This window comes from Aromatoleum sp. (assembly GCF_035254505.1).
GTDB lineage: Bacteria > Pseudomonadota > Gammaproteobacteria > Burkholderiales > Rhodocyclaceae > Aromatoleum.
Map to the genome: position 1 here is coordinate 72248 of NZ_DATFAO010000013.1, position 17349 is coordinate 89596.

Annotated in this window: 19 protein-coding genes and 1 pseudogene; 9 read left to right on the forward strand and 11 right to left on the reverse strand. The window is 67.6% G+C overall.

The window, feature by feature from the left end; translation table 11 throughout:
- Positions 1–32 precede the first annotated feature (32 nt).
- The 3 genes from VJ673_RS01930 to VJ673_RS01940 form a co-directional block, all read right to left on the reverse strand.
- Positions 33–404, reverse strand: a complete 372-nt coding sequence (locus VJ673_RS01930) for a phage holin family protein (RefSeq protein ID WP_324124323.1) — start codon at positions 402–404, stop codon at positions 33–35.
- A 54-nt stretch (positions 405–458) separates the two neighbouring features.
- Positions 459–734 carry a hypothetical protein gene (locus VJ673_RS01935; protein ID WP_324124324.1) on the reverse strand — a complete coding sequence of 92 codons (276 nt, stop codon included), beginning with the start codon at positions 732–734 and terminating at the stop codon, positions 459–461.
- A gap of 137 nt (positions 735–871) precedes the next feature.
- Positions 872–2347 carry a sigma-54-dependent transcriptional regulator gene (locus tag VJ673_RS01940; protein WP_324124325.1) on the reverse strand — a complete coding sequence of 492 codons (1476 nt, stop codon included), beginning with the start codon at positions 2345–2347 and terminating at the stop codon, positions 872–874.
- 180 nt (positions 2348–2527) lie between these two features.
- Between VJ673_RS01940 and VJ673_RS01945 the strand changes: the two genes are divergently transcribed.
- From VJ673_RS01945 to VJ673_RS01960, 4 genes are all read left to right on the forward strand, one after another.
- Positions 2528–3061: a DUF421 domain-containing protein gene (locus VJ673_RS01945; protein WP_324124326.1), complete on the forward strand. Its 534-nt coding sequence runs from the start codon at positions 2528–2530 to the stop codon at positions 3059–3061.
- A 227-nt stretch (positions 3062–3288) separates the two neighbouring features.
- Positions 3289–4242: a glycosyltransferase gene (locus VJ673_RS01950; protein ID WP_324124327.1), complete on the forward strand. Its 954-nt coding sequence runs from the start codon at positions 3289–3291 to the stop codon at positions 4240–4242.
- A 196-nt stretch (positions 4243–4438) separates the two neighbouring features.
- Positions 4439–4912 carry a hypothetical protein gene (locus VJ673_RS01955; RefSeq protein ID WP_324124328.1) on the forward strand — a complete coding sequence of 158 codons (474 nt, stop codon included), beginning with the start codon at positions 4439–4441 and terminating at the stop codon, positions 4910–4912.
- A gap of 234 nt (positions 4913–5146) precedes the next feature.
- A complete protein-coding gene (locus VJ673_RS01960; protein ID WP_324124329.1) occupies positions 5147–5863 on the forward strand; it encodes a hypothetical protein in 717 nt (238 codons plus the stop codon).
- Positions 5864–5939: 76 nt separating this feature from the next.
- Here the strand turns inward: VJ673_RS01960 and VJ673_RS01965 are convergent, their stop codons facing one another.
- A complete protein-coding gene (locus VJ673_RS01965) occupies positions 5940–6101 on the reverse strand; it encodes a DUF1328 family protein (protein ID WP_324124330.1) in 162 nt (53 codons plus the stop codon).
- A 104-nt stretch (positions 6102–6205) separates the two neighbouring features.
- Positions 6206–6625, reverse strand: coding sequence for a CBS domain-containing protein (locus tag VJ673_RS01970; protein ID WP_324124331.1), 420 nt, complete (start codon positions 6623–6625; stop codon positions 6206–6208).
- Between the two features lie 143 nt (positions 6626–6768).
- Here VJ673_RS01970 and VJ673_RS01975 point away from each other — a divergent pair, with 143 nt between their 5' ends.
- The gene (locus VJ673_RS01975) at positions 6769–7035 is read left to right on the forward strand and encodes a hypothetical protein (RefSeq protein WP_324124332.1); all 267 of its coding nucleotides are present in this window, start codon (positions 6769–6771) and stop codon (positions 7033–7035) included.
- Here VJ673_RS01975 and VJ673_RS01980 read toward each other — a convergent pair.
- The 6 genes from VJ673_RS01980 to VJ673_RS02005 all read right to left on the reverse strand — a co-directional run bounded on the left by VJ673_RS01980 (position 6990) and on the right by VJ673_RS02005 (position 12227).
- Positions 6990–8150, reverse strand: coding sequence for a glycosyltransferase family 9 protein (locus VJ673_RS01980; protein ID WP_324124333.1), 1161 nt, complete (start codon positions 8148–8150; stop codon positions 6990–6992). The genes VJ673_RS01975 and VJ673_RS01980 overlap by 46 nt on opposite strands.
- 65 nt (positions 8151–8215) lie before the next feature.
- Positions 8216–10261 carry an ATP-dependent DNA helicase RecG gene (gene recG / locus VJ673_RS01985; protein WP_324124334.1) on the reverse strand — a complete coding sequence of 682 codons (2046 nt, stop codon included), beginning with the start codon at positions 10259–10261 and terminating at the stop codon, positions 8216–8218.
- Positions 10254–10634 (reverse strand): RidA family protein, encoded by a 381-nt coding sequence (locus tag VJ673_RS01990; protein WP_324124335.1) that lies wholly within the window; start codon positions 10632–10634, stop codon positions 10254–10256. Before VJ673_RS01990 ends, recG begins: the two co-directional genes overlap by 8 nt.
- Before the next feature lie 80 nt (positions 10635–10714).
- A complete protein-coding gene (fliW, locus tag VJ673_RS01995; RefSeq protein ID WP_324124336.1) occupies positions 10715–11158 on the reverse strand; it encodes a flagellar assembly protein FliW in 444 nt (147 codons plus the stop codon).
- A gap of 71 nt (positions 11159–11229) precedes the next feature.
- Positions 11230–11655: a hypothetical protein gene (locus tag VJ673_RS02000; RefSeq protein ID WP_324124337.1), complete on the reverse strand. Its 426-nt coding sequence runs from the start codon at positions 11653–11655 to the stop codon at positions 11230–11232.
- Entirely contained in the window at positions 11652–12227 is a 576-nt protein-coding gene (locus tag VJ673_RS02005; protein ID WP_324124338.1) for a DUF2802 domain-containing protein, read from the reverse strand. Before VJ673_RS02005 ends, VJ673_RS02000 begins: the two co-directional genes overlap by 4 nt.
- Before the next feature lie 215 nt (positions 12228–12442).
- On the opposite strand from VJ673_RS02005, the gene VJ673_RS02010 reads away from it, so the two are divergent.
- The 4 genes and pseudogenes from VJ673_RS02010 to VJ673_RS02025 all read left to right on the forward strand — a co-directional run.
- The gene (locus VJ673_RS02010) at positions 12443–13216 is read left to right on the forward strand and encodes a YdcF family protein (protein WP_324124339.1); all 774 of its coding nucleotides are present in this window, start codon (positions 12443–12445) and stop codon (positions 13214–13216) included.
- Between the two features lie 217 nt (positions 13217–13433).
- Complete coding sequence (locus tag VJ673_RS02015) at positions 13434–16040, forward strand: c-type cytochrome (protein ID WP_324124340.1); 2607 nt, start codon at positions 13434–13436, stop codon at positions 16038–16040.
- 17 nt (positions 16041–16057) lie between these two features.
- Positions 16058–16933, forward strand: coding sequence for a hypothetical protein (locus VJ673_RS02020; RefSeq protein WP_324124341.1), 876 nt, complete (start codon positions 16058–16060; stop codon positions 16931–16933).
- A 28-nt stretch (positions 16934–16961) separates the two neighbouring features.
- Positions 16962–17349 (forward strand): annotated as a pseudogene (locus VJ673_RS02025) (hypothetical protein); the annotation flags it as partial.

Here is a 17349-nt window from a genome sequence, read left to right on the forward strand (position 1 = left end):
TTGCTCCGCAGGGGGCTTGGAGACGCTCGGGGCTAACGCATGCCCTCTTCCGGCGGCGGCTCGCCGCGCAGCTGTCTGAGCGTGGCGGCGAAGGGCAGCTCGTGCAGGCGGCGCTTGAGCCAGAAGGCGGCGATCAGTGCGGCAAGGATATTGAGGAGCGCGGCCAGCCCGAGCACGCCGGGCCACGACGTCCCGGAGCCGAGCAGCCAGACCGAGGCCGCGACGACGAGCGCGAGCCAGGCGGTGACGAGCAACACCGACGTGACGACCACGACGCCCACGATTTCGATCGCTCGACGCGCCGAATAGCGGGCGTCCATGACCGCCAGCACGGCAAAATCCGCGGCGAGGCGGCACGCACGCGCCACCAGGCCCGACAACCGTTCCGGCGGCGTCGCCTCCATGTCACACCCTCCTGTTGTTATTGTCCGCGCAGACTGCAACCGGCGTGCCCGAGCTCAGCGGGCGGGCGGCTTGCCTTTGGCTTTGCCTTTCGGCGAAGGGGCGGCGACGTCAATGCCCTCTTCCGGCACCGCCGCGCCTGGCGACTGCTGGGGCGGAACGCCGGGCCCGGGCACGTCGGAGGGCGTGCCGTGGCGGTCGGTATCGCGAAGCCCGCGGTGGATGTCGCGCGCGGCTTGCTCGATGACCTGGCGCGGCCCGAGGTCTTCCTTGTCGGCCTCGGGCCCCTTGGGAGCCGGGTAGGACGAGTCCTTCCTGATGGGCGAGTTCATGGGCGAATCTCCCTGCGCAAGAACCCGGACCGCAAGCAGCCGGCGTTCCCGGCCTTGACCGCGGCCGATGGCTGGACGACCGCTTCGTCCGCGGCAAGTCCTACGCGGGAAATGTAGGACTTACAGCGGACGCGACGTCAGAGGCTCTTGGTGCGCGGATCGGCCGGCAGGACGGCCTCGCCCGCGCGCTCGCCGGGCATGCCGCTGTCGAAGCTCTTGGGGATGTTGTCGAAATCTTCGCCGCCGTCGTCGCCCAGACCTTCGAGCTCGCCGTCACCCTTGTCGGTGCTATAGGCGTTGAGCCGGTTGTAGAGCGTCTTGAGGCTGATGCCGAGGATCTCGGCGGCCTTGCGCTTGACGTTGCCGCACTCGAGCAGCGTCGCCTCCATCACGCGCCGGTTGACCTCTTCGAGCGGCGTGCCGATGCGGATCGTCAGCACCGGGCTGTGCGTGGGCTGCAGGAAGCTCTCGGGCGCGAGATCGACGTCAATCACCTCGTCGGCAAGGATGAAGGCGCGATGCACGTAGTTCTTCAGCTCGCGCACGTTGCCGGGCCAGGAGTGGGCGTAGAGCGCAGCGATGGCCTCGGGCGAGAAGCGTTTGGAGACGTGTTCCTGCTCGTTCAGTTCGGCGAGGAAGTGCTGCGCAAGGAGCTCGATGTCGGTGCCGCGCTCGCGCAGCGGTGGCAGATGGATCGGGAAGACGTTGAGGCGGTGGTAGAGATCCTCACGCAGGCGGCCTTCCTCGACGGCCTTCTCGGGCGAGCGGTTCGTGGCCGCGATCAGGCGCACGTCAGTCGCGAGCGGCTCGTTGGTGCCGACGCGCATGAAGCTGCCGGTCTCGAGCACGCGCAGCAGCTTGACCTGCAGCTCGAGGCGCATCTCGGTGACTTCGTCGAGGAAGAGCGTGCCGCGGTTGGCCCGTTCGAAGAAGCCTTGGTGCTGGCGATCGGCACCGGTGAAGCTGCCCTTTTCGTGGCCGAAGAGTTCGCTCTCGACGAGTTGCGGCGACACCGCACCGCAGTTGAGCGGCAGGAAGGGGTAGCGCTTGCGCCGGCTGAGTTCGTGGATCGTCTGCGCGACGACTTCCTTGCCGGTCCCGCTGTCGCCGACGAGCAGCACCGAGGCCGAGGTCGGCGCCACACGCGCGAGCTGGTCGTAGAGGCGCCGCATCACCGGAGAATTGCCGAGGATGTGGCCGAAGCGGCCGAGCTTCAGCAGTTCATTACGCAGCTCGCCGATCTCCTGCCGGAAATGCTCGGCCTTCGGCACGCGCGACAGGATGCTGCGCAGCCGCTCGACGTCGACCGGCTTCACGAGATAGTCGGTGGCCCCGGCACGCAGGGCCTCGATCGCGCTCTCGACGCTCGCGTGGCCGGTGATCACGACGACCTCCGGCGCATCACCCGCAGGGAATTCGTTCAACAACTCGATGCCCTGTCCGTCGGGCAGCATCAGGTCGGTCAGGATCACGTCCGGCCGGGAACGCGTGAGATGGATGCGCGCCGTACGCAATGAATCGACGGTATCGACGGTATATCCCTCCGCGCGGATGAATTCGCTTAACCACCCGAGGGACTCGGGGTCGTCATCGACGAGTAATACCTGTGGCATCTGGTCTCCTCCGCGGTCTGTCCTTCCTCGACGCAGCGACTCAACATCGTTTGGACATCCGACTCAGTCCGAGATTAGCCATCGGCCGGGCCTGTTTTGTAACAAGCCCTGGAAGAAATTGTAAAAAGAGCGGGCAAGCAACTTGCTCGGCAAACGAAATACCTGTGTGCCGGAGGGACTGTGTCGATCGACTGGTATGAGATGTTCGCGTTCAGCATGTCGCCGCTGGAGCTCTTCATCCGCGGCACCGTGATCTACTGGTTCCTGCTGTTCGCCTTCCGCACCTTCCTGCAGCGCGACCTCGGCGCCGTCGGCGTCGCCGACATCCTGGTTCTCGTGCTGATCGCGGACGCCTCGCAGAACGCGATGGCGGGGGAATACAAGTCGATCAGCGACGGCTTGGTGCTGATCTGCACGATCCTCGCCTGGAACGTGCTGTTCGACCATCTCTGCTTCCGCTTTCCGCGCATCCGCCGGCTGCTGCAGCCGCCGGCGCTGCGACTGATCCAGGATGGCCACGTGCTGAGGCGCAATCTGCGCAGTGAAAACCTGACGCTGGACGAGCTGATGGCGAAACTGCGCGAACATGAGATTACCGACGTCGCAGAGGTGCGCGAGGCTTTCATGGAAAGCGACGGCGTCATCACGGTCATTCCCCGCGGCCGCGACGCCGCGGGCGGGGCGAAGGGCAATGACCGCGCAAGGGCGCCATGAAGACGCGGCGCACAGCATGCGTACGCGTAATTATTTCCCGTCCGCCGACCGAACTTACACGAAATACCGCCGCCAAAGGCATGCAAAACGCATCGCGTCCGGCGCGAAACCGGGCATGGGGCTTGCCCTTCTCGATCCGACACCGATTCTGAAGGGGAAGCGCCGTGGTCCTGAGAGCCAGCGCCTTGCCGCGCCAAGGGGATGCGTCCTCGCAACGGAAGGGCGCGATGCGCCGCAGGCGGCCGCTGCGAATTCTCACGTGGCATGTGCACGGCAACTACCTGTACTACCTCACGCAGGTCCCCCACACCTTTCTGGTGCCCGTGGACGCCGCACGTTCGCCGGGTTACGCCGGGCGCGCGGGAACGCTGCCCTGGGCGGACACGGTCGTCGAGGTCCCGGTCGAGCAGCTTGCGACGACCTCCTTCGACTGCATCCTGTTCCAGTCCGCCAGCGCCTATCTGGAGGACCAGTTCCGGCTGCTCACCGAGGCGCAGCGCCGGCTGCCGCGGATCTACCTCGAGCATGATCCGCCGCAGCGGCATCCGACTGACACGGTCCATCCGGTCGACGACCCGACGACGCTGCTGGTCCACGTCACTGGCTTCAATGCGCTGATGTGGGACAACGGCCGTACGCCGACGCGGGTGATCGACCACGGCGTGCTGGTCCCCGCCGGGCTGCATTACATCGGGGAGCTCGCGCGCGGCGTGGCGGTCGTCAACCACCTCGCGCGTCGCGGACGCCGCCTTGGCGCGGACGTCGTGGAGACGGTACGCGCCCAAGTCCCGTTCGATCTCTTCGGGATGGATTCGGAACGCAGCGGCGGTCTCGGCGAACTTCCGAATCTCGAGCTGCCGGCCCGGCTCGCGCACTATCGCTTCTACTTCCATCCGATCCGCTGGACGAGCCTCGGCCTGGCGGCGCTCGAAGCGATGACGATCGGGCTGCCGCTGGTCGGACTCGCGACGACCGAGCTCGTCACGGTGATCCGCAACGGCGAGAACGGCTACATCGACACCGATCCGGCCCGCCTCGTCGAGGTCATGCGCCATCTGCTCGAAGACCGCGGCGAAGCGGCGCGCCTCGGAGCGGCCGCGCGGCGCGTCGCGCTCGAACGCTTCGGGATCGACCGCTTCGTCGCCGACTGGCTCGCGGTGTTCGACGAGGTCACGCAATGAGTGCTCCGACCGCTCCCGTGACGCCACTGCCGCATCCGCGTCTACCGATACCCCACACGAGGTATGAAACTTGCTGAAAATGAGTAGGATGATCCTGTCCAGGCGCGGACGGCGGGGGCCCGCGCGCGGGATGGACGACAACCCCGCCGGCGCAGGCGCTACCAGGCACGCCCGCGCCGATTTACCGGAGGCCCCCATGTCCACGATCATCGTCGGACACTTCGACGAGATGGAACACCTTCGAGAGGCCATGATGCTGCTCGAGGGTCTGGGCTTCAGGTCTTCCGACTACGCCGCCTACTACCTCGATCCTCCCGGCCAGCATGGTGTGTACCTCCTCGTCGGCAACGCGGCGAACAAGGACAGGGAAGATGCGGAATGGATCGACGGTTTCGCAAGAGAAGGCATCGGCGCCTATCTCGGCGCATTCCCCTCTGATCGGGGAACCGCCCGCGAGGCTGCGCCCAGCGGAAACGGGGCTGGCTCCGACCGGCTGATGCTCGCGATCAAGGCCGTGCCCGCGACCCTCGAGGCCGTCGCCGTCGCGATCCTCGGGCACTCGGTCGCACGCCGGATCAACCGCGTCCAGGGCACCTGGGAGCATGGCGACTGGCTCGACCTGGACCGCCGCGAAGCGGTCGTCTCGCTGCTCCACTGCGCTCCTCGCTGACGCGGGTTCTCACCCTCGGCGCGGGCCACGCGCGCTGTACTTTTTTCGCTCGCTTGAACTTCTTTCAAATGGGCTCGCGCAGCCGTCGGCGGGATTCTCGCGTCATTGCTTGCGGGAGCGCCGGTTCTTCTCCAGGACGATGGCATATCTCCCGCATCGGACGCCGGGCGCGCCAATTGCCATGCGGGCAAAACCGGCGACGCCGGTTGCGAAATCATTTCCAGGAGATGCGACATGGCTCAAGCAAAACCGCAAGATGAAGCAAGGACCTCCGACCGCGAAGGCGATCCCGGCCAGGGCGAAGGCAGGGGCGGGCGCCAGACCGAGGCGATGAGCAATCTTGCGCAGACGACGATGCGCAGCTTCGGCCAGTGGTGCGACCTGCATGCGGCGACCGCTCGGGTCGTCCTTCGGGCGCAGCTTCGCGCCGCTGCCGCCTTCGGGCTTCCTAACTGGGCATCGCTGTTCGAACTCGCCGACGACCGCAGCCTGCGCCTGTTTTCGGCGAGTACCGATAACGCGGTGCGTTTCGCCGGGCGGATGAACGACACGAGCGCAGAGATCCAGGGCTACGTGATCCGGCTGCTCGAGCAGCAGGCGATCGATTTCTCGGAGCGTTGGGGTTACGGGCTCGAGGAGCTGCAACGGCAGACCGCGGAAAGCCTCGAACAACTCAAGGCCTTGTCACGGCAGCAAGCCGATGAAATGGCGCGTGCGACGGAATCCTTGAGTGACGCGACCCGCGCGAGCCTGCGCGAAGGCGGCGAGCAGTTCCGGGCCACGGTGCGGCAGGGCATGCAGTTCTCGCGCGATATCGCAGAACGCCAGAACGACGTCATGAACACCGAGGGCCGGCAGATGGGAGAAGCGGCACGCGGAGCCGCTGGCAGGATGGAAGGCGAGGCGGCCGGAACCGCGGGGCGCCCGATGCGCGCCAGCCGTAGCGCCTGACTCCTCGCAGCGGCTGGCGACAGAAAGCTGGGTCGGTACAGCCCGGCTGGGCCGCCTGTCGCCCTTCCGATTCAGTTCATCGTCGCAGCACGCCGAGAATGACGGAGACGAGAAAGATCAGCAGGAAGATGTAGAACAGGATCTTTGCGATCTCGGCCGCGCCTGCGGCAATCCCGCCGAAGCCGAATATCGCGGCGATGATGGCGATCACCAGGAATATCAGGGAGTAATTCAACATCACGCACCTCCTCTGGGTGGTCTGCTTCTGATGTGCGGGTCGCGGCTCACGACGGAAGAAAAGCACCGCCGCGCGTAACAATTACCGGGCCCGCGACGTCCGCCTCAGGCGTGAGCGGGCTCGGAGATGCCGCACACGGCCTTGCCGACCGGTTCCGAGCCTTCGCACTGGGCGATGTCGGCGAGGGCGACGATCCCCACCAGCCGCTTGTCCTTGTTGAGCACGACGAGCCGGTGCAATTGCACGTCGGCCATGTTGCTCGCCACGCTGTCGATGTCGTCGTCCTCGAAGCAGTACTTCACGTCCTCGCTCATCACGTCGCGCACCTTGGTTTCCGGCGACTGCCCGTCCGCGACGGCGCGGATCGTGATGTCGCGATCGGAAAGCATCCCGACGAGACGGTCGTTCTCGGTCACGGGCACGACGCCGACGTCGCATTCGGACATGATGCGCGCGGCCTCGCGGATGGATTGGTCCGGACGCACCATCCGCACGTCCCGGGTCATCGCGTCACAAATCAACATGATTCATCTCCTTCCATAGCAGGTTCTTTGCTGCGCCGTCAGCCGCTGCAAACCCCATACCCGCGCGCCGACGACCGGACGGGGATCGCAAGGCACACCGGTTGCGGGTTGGACATCACCCAATCGAGGACAGGAGACTCGCCATGCGACCCATTTTTGCAGTGCTCGGCGCCCGCGTGTTGGGCGCTCTCGCCGCCCATCCCGCGTCACGGCGCGAGCGCCTGCGTTTCTTCCTGATGGTCATGGCGGGCAAGAAGGGCTGGCGCGGAGCTCGACCAGTCGTCGACGCGCTCGACGCTCCGCCGGCGCTGGCCGCCCTCGGCTACACGCCTGCCCCGATCACCCGGCGCGAATCGCCAGCCCCTCAGCGCGACACCGAGGCCGGAGCCACCGGAACGGCCGTCTCCTGATGCCAGAGCGCGAGCGCGAGACCGAGGACCTCATCGACCGGAATGTCCGCGATGAAGGAGACGTCATGTTCGCAGCGCATCGCGAGGTTCTCGCGTCCGCATTCGGGACAGGCGAGCCGCAGCGACATCGCGTAGCGCCGCCGGCTCACCGTCGGGGGACCGGAGACGAAGAGATTGACCAGCCAGTAGAGGCCGACCGTGGCGCCGCCGACGGCCTGCGCGAGATGCAGCGGCCCGCTGTCGTTGGCCACCATGATCCGGGCGCGAGCGAGCAGCGCCGTCAGTCCGTCGAGCGAGAGCCGGCCACCGAGGTCGAGCGCCTGGCGGTGCATCGCGGCGACGACGCCCGCGGTCAGGTGGCGTTCGCTGTGGTCGCCCTGCACCACTACGGCGGCACCCGCTGCGGCGAGCGCGTCCCCGACCGCTGCGAAGTGTTCGACGGGCCAGCGGCGCCGCGGGTCCATCGCGCCGGGGCTCAGCACGGCGAGCGGCTCGGACGGCAGCGTGACCTGTTCGGCTAGTTCGCGCCGGTCGCGCGAGAGCACCGGCAGGCGCGGTTCGAGCTGGATCGCCGGCGCCCCGGCGAGCGCGGCGACTTCGAGCAGGCGCAATCTTTCGTTCTGCCACACCACGTAAGGGATCGAGTGCGCGAGCGGCTGCGCGCCGGGCGCACACGCACCGAAGCTGTGACGGGCATCGAGACGCAGCAGGAAGGGATTCGAATACCGGCCGCCCCCCTGGAACTGGAAGGCGAGATCGAAGGCTCGGCGGCGCAGGTCGTCGACGCAGGCGTCGATCGCCGCCTCGTCCACTTCCACGTCTTCGGGCACCCCGACGCCCGGTACCGGGGGAAGGGCGACGACTTCATCGACCAACCGCGAGCGCCCTTTCAGGAAGCTGCGATGCCAACGCTTGCCGAGCAAGGTGATCTGGGCGTGCGGATAGCGCTCGCGCAGCGCGGCCAGTGCCGGCATTGCAAAGACGAAATCGCCCAGCCCGTTCGCTCGCAGCACCGCGATCCGGCGAACTTCGCCGAAGGGTTCGCCGGCCACGGCCGCGACGGCTTCCTTCGGTCCGCCTGCGCGCGGGAGACCGGGGGGTAAGGAGCGGCTCATGGGCGGGGTCCCCGAGGATTTTCATTAGGGGCGGTCCAGCAAACCCAGTGCCCGCGACCCGCACCTCAGGCCCCCAGCAAGCCCTCGCGCCCGCCGAGCCAGCGGTCCATCAGCCGCGCGGCAATGTCCGGCGCCTCGCGCAGCAGGCGCTCGGCGACGTCGCGGGCCGGTTCGAGCAACTCCGCATCGCCTTCGAGATCCGCGTAGCGCAAGAGCGGCAGCCCGCTCTGCCGCGCGCCGACGAATTCGCCCGGGCCGCGGATGCGCAGGTCCTCGCGTGCGATCGCGAAACCGTCGCTATGCTCGTAGATCACTTTCAGGCGCGCGCGGCCGTTCTCGGACAGCGGATGGGCGTAGATCAGGATGCAGGCGGATTCGGCCGTGCCGCGCCCGACGCGGCCGCGCAGCTGGTGCAGTTGCGCGAGGCCGAAGCGCTCGGCATGTTCGATCACCATCAGGCTGGCGTTGGGCACGTCGACGCCGACTTCGATGACGGTCGTCGCGACCAGCAGATGCAGCTCCCCGGCGGCGAAGGCGGCCATCGTCGCGGACTTCTCGTCGGACTTCATGCGTCCATGGACGAGTCCCACCTTCAGGTCCGGCAAGGCAGCTGTCAGCGACTCGAAGGTTTCGACCGCAGTCTTCAGCTGCAGCGCCTCGGATTCCTCGATCAGCGGACACACCCAGTAGGCCTGCGCGCCGCCGCGGCAGGCGTCGCGCACGCGCGCGATGACTTGATCGCGGCGCGACTCGGTGACGAGCTTGGTGAGAATCGGCGTACGTCCGGGCGGCAGCTCGTCAAGGACGGTGACGTCGAGGTCGGCGTAGTAGCTCATCGCGAGCGTGCGCGGGATCGGCGTCGCCGACATCATCAGCATGTGCGGATGCATCGCGTCGGGGCCCTTCTCGCGCAGCGCGAGGCGCTGGCGCACGCCGAAGCGGTGCTGCTCGTCGACGATCGCGAGCGCGAGCCGCGGCAGTGCGACCGGGTCCTCGATCAGCGCATGCGTGCCGACCGCGAGCAGCACTTCACCGCTCGCGAGCCGCGCGAGCTCGGCTTCGCGTTCCTTCTTCTTGCGACTGCCGGAGAGCCACGCGATGCCGACGCCGAGCGGCTCCAGCCAAGCGGCGAGCTTCTTCCAGTGTTGCTCTGCGAGGATCTCGGTCGGCGCCATCAGCACCGCCTGCCGGCCGTTCTCGACCGCCTGCAGCATCGCGAGCGCCGCGACGATGGTCTTGCCGCTGCCGACGTCGCCCTGCAGGAGACGCTGCATCGGGTGCGGCATCGCGAGATCGCGCGAGATCTCGGCGACGGCACGTGCCTGGGCACCCGTGAGCTTGAACGGCAGTTGCGCGAGGAGTGCGCGGGTGAGCTGTCCGTCGTCGCGCAGCACCGGCGCATGCCGCGTGCGACGGGCGTTGTAGGCGCGGCGCAGCGACAGTTGCTGGACGAGGAGTTCCTCGAACTTGATGCGCTGCCAGGCAGGGTGCGCGCGCATCTCGAGCCCATGTGGATCGACGTCGGGCGGCGGCTGGTGCAGCGTGCGCAGCGCTTCCATGAAGCCGGGCAGCTGGAGTCCCGGTAGCCGCGCCGCGGGCAGCAGCTCTTCGGGCGGAACGCTGTTCAGCGCGCGTCCGATGAGTTTTCTCAGCGCCGACTGCGCAAGCCCGGCGGTCGTCGGATAGACCGGGGTCAGCGCTTCGGGCAAGCCTTCGCCAGGATCGACCGACTTCAAGCGCGGATGGATCATCTCGTCGCCGAAGAAGCCGCCGCGCACTTCGCCGAAGAGGCGCACGCGCCGCCCCGCTTCGAGCTGCTTCTGCATCGAAGGGTAGAAATTGAGCCAGCGCGCGACGAGCGTGCCGGAGTCGTCGCGGATGCGCGCGACGAGTTGGCGGCGCGGGCGCAGCGTGACTTCGCAGGACTGCACCTCGCCTTCGACCTGCACCGGCATGCCCGCGCGGGCCGCGCCGATCGGCGTCAGGCGGGTTTCATCTTCGTAGCGCAGCGGCAGGTGCAGGACGAGATCCTGCGGCCGGCGAATATCGAGTTTCGCCAGCCGCGCCGCGAGTTGCGGGCCGACACCGGCCCAGCCGGGTCTGTCAGCCAAGCACGAGGATCGCGTCGGCCTCGACCACGGCGCCCTTCGGCAATTCCTTGACACCGACCGCGGCGCGCGCCGGGAAGGGCTCGGCAAAGTAGCGCGCCATCACTTCGTTGACCTTGGCGAAGTTCGAGAGGTCGGTCAGGTAGATCGTCAGCTTGACCGCATCGGCGAGCGAGCCGCCGGCCGCTTCGGCGACCGCCTTGAGGTTCTCGAACACCCGCACGGTCTGCGCTTCAAAGCCTTCGACCATCTGCATCGTGGCCGGGTCGAGACCGATCTGGCCCGAGCAATACACGGCGTTGCCGGCCTTCACGGCCTGCGAATAGGTGCCGATGGCGGCGGGAGCATTGGGGGTGGAGATGATGGTACGGCTCATTCGTGGGTTCCTTGTGGGGGTTCAGGAAGGGTCGAGCATCGGCCGGAGCCCTGCCCGCGGTCGGCGGGCAGGCGCGAGGCTCAGGCTTCGGCGCGCAGGGTGACGTCGCAGCCGAGCTTGGTGATGACTTTCTGCAGGCCGAGGCGGGCCGACGTGTTGATCACGATCGGTCCCATGAAGTTCGCACGCAGGCCGGCGGTGGCAGGGCTGCTCGCGTCCCCCTCTTCCTTGCGCACGATAACCATCACGAGCGAGTCGGCCGGGTTGGAGAGCTTCAGCGCGGCGACTTCGTCGTCGCTGAGGCTGAACTCGTAATTGACACCGAGGGTTTGCGGGCTGGTGATGGAGAACACCACTGCGGGGTCGTCCGCGCTTTGCAGCAGGAAGACCTGGGCCTGGGTGCCTTCCTCCTGGACCATCGCAAAACGCTTGCAATGCTCGAAGCCCGGCAGACCGGCGGGAAACTCGATGACCTTGTCTTCTGCGACGTCGACGGTACCGAACAGCTGACTTTCGATCTTCATTGCGCTCTCCTCTTCTTCAGTTTTTGCCTCCACCGACGGCCGACGCCGCTCACGGCGCGGCAACGCGAAGCTCATGGCTTGTGTGGCGGCAAGATCATGCCATCGAGCTTGGGCTCGCGGCGAATTTTTTCCTCGTCCTGCTCGCCCGATCCATGCTGCGGCAAGGAATCGGGCGCCGACGCTGCCGGCGACGCAGCGGATGCGGCTGCAGCGACGTCCGGCGACGGGGTGAGCGCCGGCGCAGCGTGCGACTCGGAGTTGATTGTCCCCGAAGCGGTCTGCGAAAAGGTCCTGGGCGACGCTTCAGGGGCTGCAACAGGCGCAGGCGGGGCGGGCGCAGGGGCCTCGCTGAGCACGACCCATGCGAGCGCGAGCAGCAACAGAACGAGCGTGCCTACGGCGGCTTTCAGCACCGCGACCTGCTTTTCCTTAGCCTGCTTCTCTTCGGCCAGCTTCAGGCCGCCCACCACGCCACCGGAAGCCCCCGCGCCCTTCATTGCCCGCCGCCACCTTCACGGCCGCGCGCGAGCGAACGCACGAGCTCGGCCTCGGCGACGGTGATGCCGCAGCGTTCGGCAATCGCCTCAACGTCGAGGCCGCGACGCGCATAAACGAGCGCCTCGTCGTATTGCGGCGAACCGCTCTGGTGAACGGGCGCCGAGGCAGGCTGCGTCTTCTGCGCACGGACGGCTTCGCCGAGTCCGGCGACGGTCTGGCGCAGCGCGGCAGCGTCGGCCCGCTGCTGGTCGAGTTCGCGCCGCAACTGGCGCAGTTCGAGTTCGAGCTCGAAGAGCCTGGAATCGGACGTCTCCGCCGCCGCGCGCGTCTCCTCGTCGCTGCGGCGCACGACGGGCCGCTCGAAGACCAGCACGGCATCGTCCTCGTCATCGTCGCCGACATCCGCCACGGCGGTAGGGGCTTCGGCGACGACGCGCTTCGCCACGGGTGCCGGCGCCGGCGCCTTCGCTGCCTTCCCCGCCCTCGCCCCGCGCACGATGCGGTAGAGCTGGTACGCGACGTAGGCCGCGACGACAACGATCAGCAGGAGGATGATTTCACGCAGGCCCACGCCGGCTTACCTCAGGCGCTGCGCGGACGGGACGAGGCCCGCGGCGGAGCGAAACGGGATGCGGGCGACAAAGCGGGGTGTTACGGGCATGGCACGAAGGCGGCTCGATGGCGCCGCGGCGACTGAATAGTCGATGATAATACTGGGGCCCCCAATTCCCGACAAACTCCGCACAAACTCACCCTAACGCTCGCGCCCAGGCGCCTATCGTCCCGATGGCCTTCGATCTCGCTTCGACCCTCTTCTGGCTCAAGAAATTCGTGTCGATCGTCGTGCTCCCGCCGCTCGCGCCGGTGCTGCTGATCGCCCTCGGACTGCTGGTGGCACTGCGCTGGCGCCGCGCCGGCTTCGGCCTGGCGTGGCTCGGCGTCGTGGCGGCGCTGATGTTCATGACCCCGGCGAGCGTGCATTGGATGATCACGGGACTGGAGACCGACCCGCCGATCACCGCAGAAGAGTTACGCGAAGCGCGCGCGATCGTGATCCTCGGCGCGGGCACGCGCCGCTATGCGCCGGAATACGGCGGCGAGACACCGAATCGCCTTGCCCTCGAGCGCATCCGCTACGGGGCGCGGCTCGCGCGCGCGAGCGGCCTGCCGGTGCTGGTCAGCGGGGGGAGCCTCACCGGCGGCAAGCCCGAAGCCGAACTGATGCGCGCGGTGCTGCAGGACGAATTCGGCATCAAGGTGCGCTGGACCGAGGCCGCGTCGCTCGACACCCACCAGAATGCCCGCTTCTCCGCCGAGCAGCTCAAGGCGGCCGGCATCCGGCGCATCGTGCTCGTGACGCACGCGATCCATATGCCGCGCGCGCGCGCCGAATTCGAGGACGCAGGGCTCGAAGTCTTCCCCGCCCCGACGGCATGGTTGAGCGCTCCGGGCGGCAGCGACGAGGTCCTCGCCGAGCTGCCCGGCCCGACCACCGCCTATGCCGGGTGGTATGCGGCGCATGAGTGGCTGGGCCTGCTGGCGAAGCGCTTGGGGCGGTGAAATCGCCGCGCAAAGACTGAAAGAAGGCCGCAGAGCATCGTCCGGATCGTGCATCGAAGTTTGCAATTCGGGTTCCGCTTGCCTATAGAACTTTAAGCGCAACAACAACATCGAGGCGGAAGACGGCGGAAAGACGCCATCCGGTCGCCCACGGATATGCGCCGCGGGCATCTCAAGGTCATTGCCGAAATGGCCCGCAACCCGACAGGAGCGGACCATGAAAGTGCTCGTCACCGCCGGCGCCATCGTCGGCGCGCTGGTCGCCATGGTGTTCGTTTCGGCCAACCGCGACCCGGATGCCCCCCTGTCCGCGCTCATCGCGAGCGCTTCGGCGCAGCCGCCCGCGGGCGAGGCGACGAAACTGCCACCGATCGTCGCGCCCGACAAGCCAATCCCCGAAAGCACGTCGATGGACCAGAACGCGCCCTACTTCGAGGCCTGCGCGCGGGAAGGGCTGTCGAACTCGGCCTGCGTCGGGCGGCTGATCTGGTTCAAGGCAACGGCCGGCAACGAACGCTTCCACACCTACGTCTTCCAACAGCGCGTCGGCGTGCTGCCCGACTGGTTCCGCGTGTTGCGCAACGACCAGCGCGACGACCGTTTTCGGGCCTGGGGACTGATCAACGATCCGTCGTGCTGCACGCCGGGCGATGCGAATTGTCCGGCGAAGAGCCGCGAGGAGACCTACGGTTTCGACTGGTGCCCCGGTGACGACGTGCTGCTGAAGTACGTCGGCAAGCCTGGCTACGTCGACCCGGCCTGCGGGCTCGCCGATGCGCCGCTCGACCCCAACGATCCGCACCAGAAGGACAACCGCGACCAGCGCCAGTCCGCTTGCGACCTGCGCTTCGGCACCTCGACTGGGGCGCTCGGCTTCCGCAAGTTCCCCAATCCGCGCTTCGACCCCGAGCAGTGGAAGAAGGTGAACGGCGGGCTCGGGACCTGGGAGGGCTTCGGGCGGCACATGGTGGAGCTAACGAAAGTGCCGTCGGACGAGCGCATCGCACGGCTCGCCGACGCGTCGATCGAGCCGCCCTTCCTGATCGGCACGAGTTGCGGCTCCTGCCACATCGCCTTCGACCCCCTGAACCCGCCAATGGACCCGGCGCATCCGAAGTGGGAGAACATCAAGGGGCTGGTCGGCAACCAGTACATCCGGATGTCCGAGGTCCTCGGCTCGGGCATGTCGCGCAACAGCATCGAATGGCAGATGTTCGCGCATTCGCGGCCCGGCACGACCGACACGTCGGCGATCCCGAACGACGCCGTGAACAACCCCGGAACGATCAACGCGCTGATCAACGTCGCGCAACGGCCGATCTTTCCCGGCGAATCGATCGCGAAGTGGCGCAAGACGAACACCTGCGGCAGCGAGAAGGACGAGACGAAGTGCTGGTGCGAGCCCGGCCGCGAAGGCAAGTGCTGGGCGAAGAGCCTGCGCAGCGACGACACGACGCTCGGCAAGCCGGGCGTGCATCACATCCTGAAGGGCGGCGAGGATTCGATCGGCGCGCTCGAGGCGATCCAGCGCGTGTATTTCAACATCGGCTCGTGCTCGGAGCAGTGCTGGGTGAACCACCTGACGGACATGCGGCAGGTCGATCCCGAGGGGCGCAACTTCGGCCAGACGGCGTTCAACATCGGCCAGTGCCGGCGCGACTGCCCGAACTTCCGCGCGATCGAGGACAGGCTCGCGAACATCTTCGCCTTCTTCCTGTCGGCCGAATCGAACGCGACCGATCTCTACGCCGCACGCAACCACGAGCGCAGGGCCGCGAATCCCACTGCGGCCGAATACACGCGCACGAACCTGATCGCCGATCTCGAGAAGGAGCACGGCGCGGGTGCCGTCGCGCGCGGCAGGACCGTGTTCGCGGCGAACTGCGCGCGCTGCCATTCGAGCATCCCCGAGAGCGTCGGCGGCCCGTTCGCGAACCGCGACTTCTACGCGCTCGCGGACAACGGGCTGCGCGCCGACTTCATGGGGAACGACGTCGCCACGCCGGCGACCGAAGTCGGCACCTACCGCTGCCGCGCGCTGCACTCGAACCACATGGCCGGTCACATCTGGGCCGAGTACGGCTCCGAGACGCTGCGGGCGCGCAAACCCGACATCAACATCAAGGAGCCCAACGACGGCGGGCGCGGCTACTACCGCAACATCTCGCTCCTGAACCTGTGGGCGCACGCCCCCTTCATGCACAACAACGCGATCGGCCCCGAGCTCTGCGGCCGTCCGGCGACCTCTGCGAACGATTTCTTCCGTCCGCGCGAACTGGACGCAGAAGGCAAGCTCGCGGTGACTCAGAGCGAATGCATCCAGACCGACCCGAGCGTTGAGGGGCGCTACCGGCTGTATGTCGCGTCGATGCGCGAGCTGCTCTATCCGGCGACACGCAAGCCGAAGGCGACGCTCACCGACCGCGACGTGATCCTCGACCTCGGCCCGCGGACCTGGGACGGCACGACCGAGAAGCCGCTCGTCGGTAGCGGGCAGGTGCGCATCCCCGCCGGCATCCCCGCGAATTCGATGACGAGCTTGCGGCACAAGGACCTGATCATCGATCTCTTCCTCGCGAAGCGCGATCCGGCGAAGCTCGAGGCGCGACTCGGCAAGGAGACGACCGGCCAGATGCAGAAGCTCGCTGACGACATCCTCACCGCGCCCGAGCAGTTCGCGAGCCTGCTCGGCACCCAGCGCGATCTCCTCAAGCAGCACTACAGCAACTGCACGGCCGAGATCGAGAACGAAGGCCACCGCTTCGGCGAGGACCTGTCGGACGCGGACAAGAAGGCGCTGATCGCCTTCCTCGCGACCCTGTGAGCGAAGGAGACCGCGCCATGACCCGCAACCCGTTCGCTGCCGCCCTCACCGCCACCTTCGCCGCGACGCTGCTCCCCGCCTGCACCAAGACCGAGCCGCCGGCGATCCCCTTCGCGCCCTATTCCGCCGACTACGCCGCCAAGCCTGACTTCGCCCAGCTCGAATACCAGTACCCACTGAGCACCGCAGACCTCCAGAAGATCACACCCGAGAATCTCGCGCTCCTCAAGCAGGAACAGCTCGACCAGATCTACGCGCGGCTCTCGGCCGGCCCGATCCCGGACGGCCCCTTCGACGGCAGCATCATCCTGCCCGAGGGCGACAGCGGAAAGCTGCGCGCCGGCGAGATCGTCGGCGGGCTCGCGGGCTTCGCGCTCCACCTGAAGGGGATCGCCGTCGACAAGGTCGGCGAGACGCTGTGGAAGGGCAAAGTCTTCTACCGCAACGAACGGGTGCTCCGGAACCGCATCGACGACCTGGAGCTCTTCCGCAAGATCGGCCTCGTCGACGGCGAGCCGAAGAAGATCACCGTCGGCGGCAAGGACGCGTGGCTGCTCTTTCCCGCCAAGCTCTACTGCGGCCAGAGCCTGCTCGACTCGCGGCGCGAATCGGTGATCATTGACTACGCCTTCACGGACGAGCTGCCGGGCTACCAGGAGAAGCCGGACTTTCTCGCCGGCCGGCGCGGGCTCAAGGTGCGCGACGAGATCCGCATGGTGCGGCCCGGTCTTTACCTCGGGCGCGCCTACATGGACCGCGTCTTCGCGCTGAACTTCGTGCTCTACAACAAGGAGATCGCCGAGCGCGACGGGCCGGCCTTCCAGAAGAGCGGCAAGGTGCAGGAGGACTGCTGGGGCGGCACGCAGAAGCGGGTCGTCGTCGCGGCGAAGTAGGCGCGGCGGCGCCGACGGACCGTCAACCATGCGAGCCGCGATCCGGACCTGTGCGCAGATGCTCGTGGCGGCCTTCGCGACGGCCTTCGCGGCAGCCGGAACGGCGGCGCCCGCATCCGGCGCGGAACAGGCGCCCGGTTGGGCGATCGCGCCCGAGGTCTATGGCTTCGACCTCCCGCTGGAGGGCGCGTCGCTGTTCGACCAGCGGGTTGCGGCGCTCGGCGGTCCGGCCGCGATCCCCTTCCCCTTCGAAAACCTGTTGCGACGCCTCGAAGGCACGGCACGCTGCCCCGATCTGCCGGACGGGCGCTGCCTCGTGCGCGTGCTGATTCCCATCGGCCGTTCCCTGCAACGCCTGGCGGCCGCCCCGGAATTCTTCCGCCGGCCGCGCGTCGTCGCCGCGATGGCCGGAGAGC

What these genes read in the sequence shown, in the direction of transcription:
- VJ673_RS02015 (WP_324124340.1), top strand. Translation starts at nt 13,434, where the DNA reads ATGAAAGTGCTCGTCACCGCCGGCGCCATCGTCGGCGCGCTGGTCGCC.
- VJ673_RS01940 (WP_324124325.1), bottom strand. Translation starts at nt 2,347, where the DNA reads ATGCCACAGGTATTACTCGTCGATGACGACCCCGAGTCCCTCGGGTGG.
- VJ673_RS01980 (WP_324124333.1), bottom strand. Translation starts at nt 8,150, where the DNA reads ATGAGCCGCTCCTTACCCCCCGGTCTCCCGCGCGCAGGCGGACCGAAG.
- VJ673_RS01955 (WP_324124328.1), top strand. Translation starts at nt 4,439, where the DNA reads ATGTCCACGATCATCGTCGGACACTTCGACGAGATGGAACACCTTCGA.
- VJ673_RS02010 (WP_324124339.1), top strand. Translation starts at nt 12,443, where the DNA reads ATGGCCTTCGATCTCGCTTCGACCCTCTTCTGGCTCAAGAAATTCGTG.
- VJ673_RS01950 (WP_324124327.1), top strand. Translation starts at nt 3,289, where the DNA reads ATGCGCCGCAGGCGGCCGCTGCGAATTCTCACGTGGCATGTGCACGGC.
- VJ673_RS01990 (WP_324124335.1), bottom strand. Translation starts at nt 10,634, where the DNA reads ATGAGCCGTACCATCATCTCCACCCCCAATGCTCCCGCCGCCATCGGC.
- VJ673_RS02000 (WP_324124337.1), bottom strand. Translation starts at nt 11,655, where the DNA reads ATGAAGGGCGCGGGGGCTTCCGGTGGCGTGGTGGGCGGCCTGAAGCTG.
- VJ673_RS01965 (WP_324124330.1), bottom strand. Translation starts at nt 6,101, where the DNA reads ATGTTGAATTACTCCCTGATATTCCTGGTGATCGCCATCATCGCCGCG.
- VJ673_RS01970 (WP_324124331.1), bottom strand. Translation starts at nt 6,625, where the DNA reads ATGTTGATTTGTGACGCGATGACCCGGGACGTGCGGATGGTGCGTCCG.
- VJ673_RS01960 (WP_324124329.1), top strand. Translation starts at nt 5,147, where the DNA reads ATGGCTCAAGCAAAACCGCAAGATGAAGCAAGGACCTCCGACCGCGAA.
- VJ673_RS01975 (WP_324124332.1), top strand. Translation starts at nt 6,769, where the DNA reads ATGCGACCCATTTTTGCAGTGCTCGGCGCCCGCGTGTTGGGCGCTCTC.
- VJ673_RS01930 (WP_324124323.1), bottom strand. Translation starts at nt 404, where the DNA reads ATGGAGGCGACGCCGCCGGAACGGTTGTCGGGCCTGGTGGCGCGTGCG.
- fliW (WP_324124336.1), bottom strand. Translation starts at nt 11,158, where the DNA reads ATGAAGATCGAAAGTCAGCTGTTCGGTACCGTCGACGTCGCAGAAGAC.
- VJ673_RS01935 (WP_324124324.1), bottom strand. Translation starts at nt 734, where the DNA reads ATGAACTCGCCCATCAGGAAGGACTCGTCCTACCCGGCTCCCAAGGGG.
- VJ673_RS02020 (WP_324124341.1), top strand. Translation starts at nt 16,058, where the DNA reads ATGACCCGCAACCCGTTCGCTGCCGCCCTCACCGCCACCTTCGCCGCG.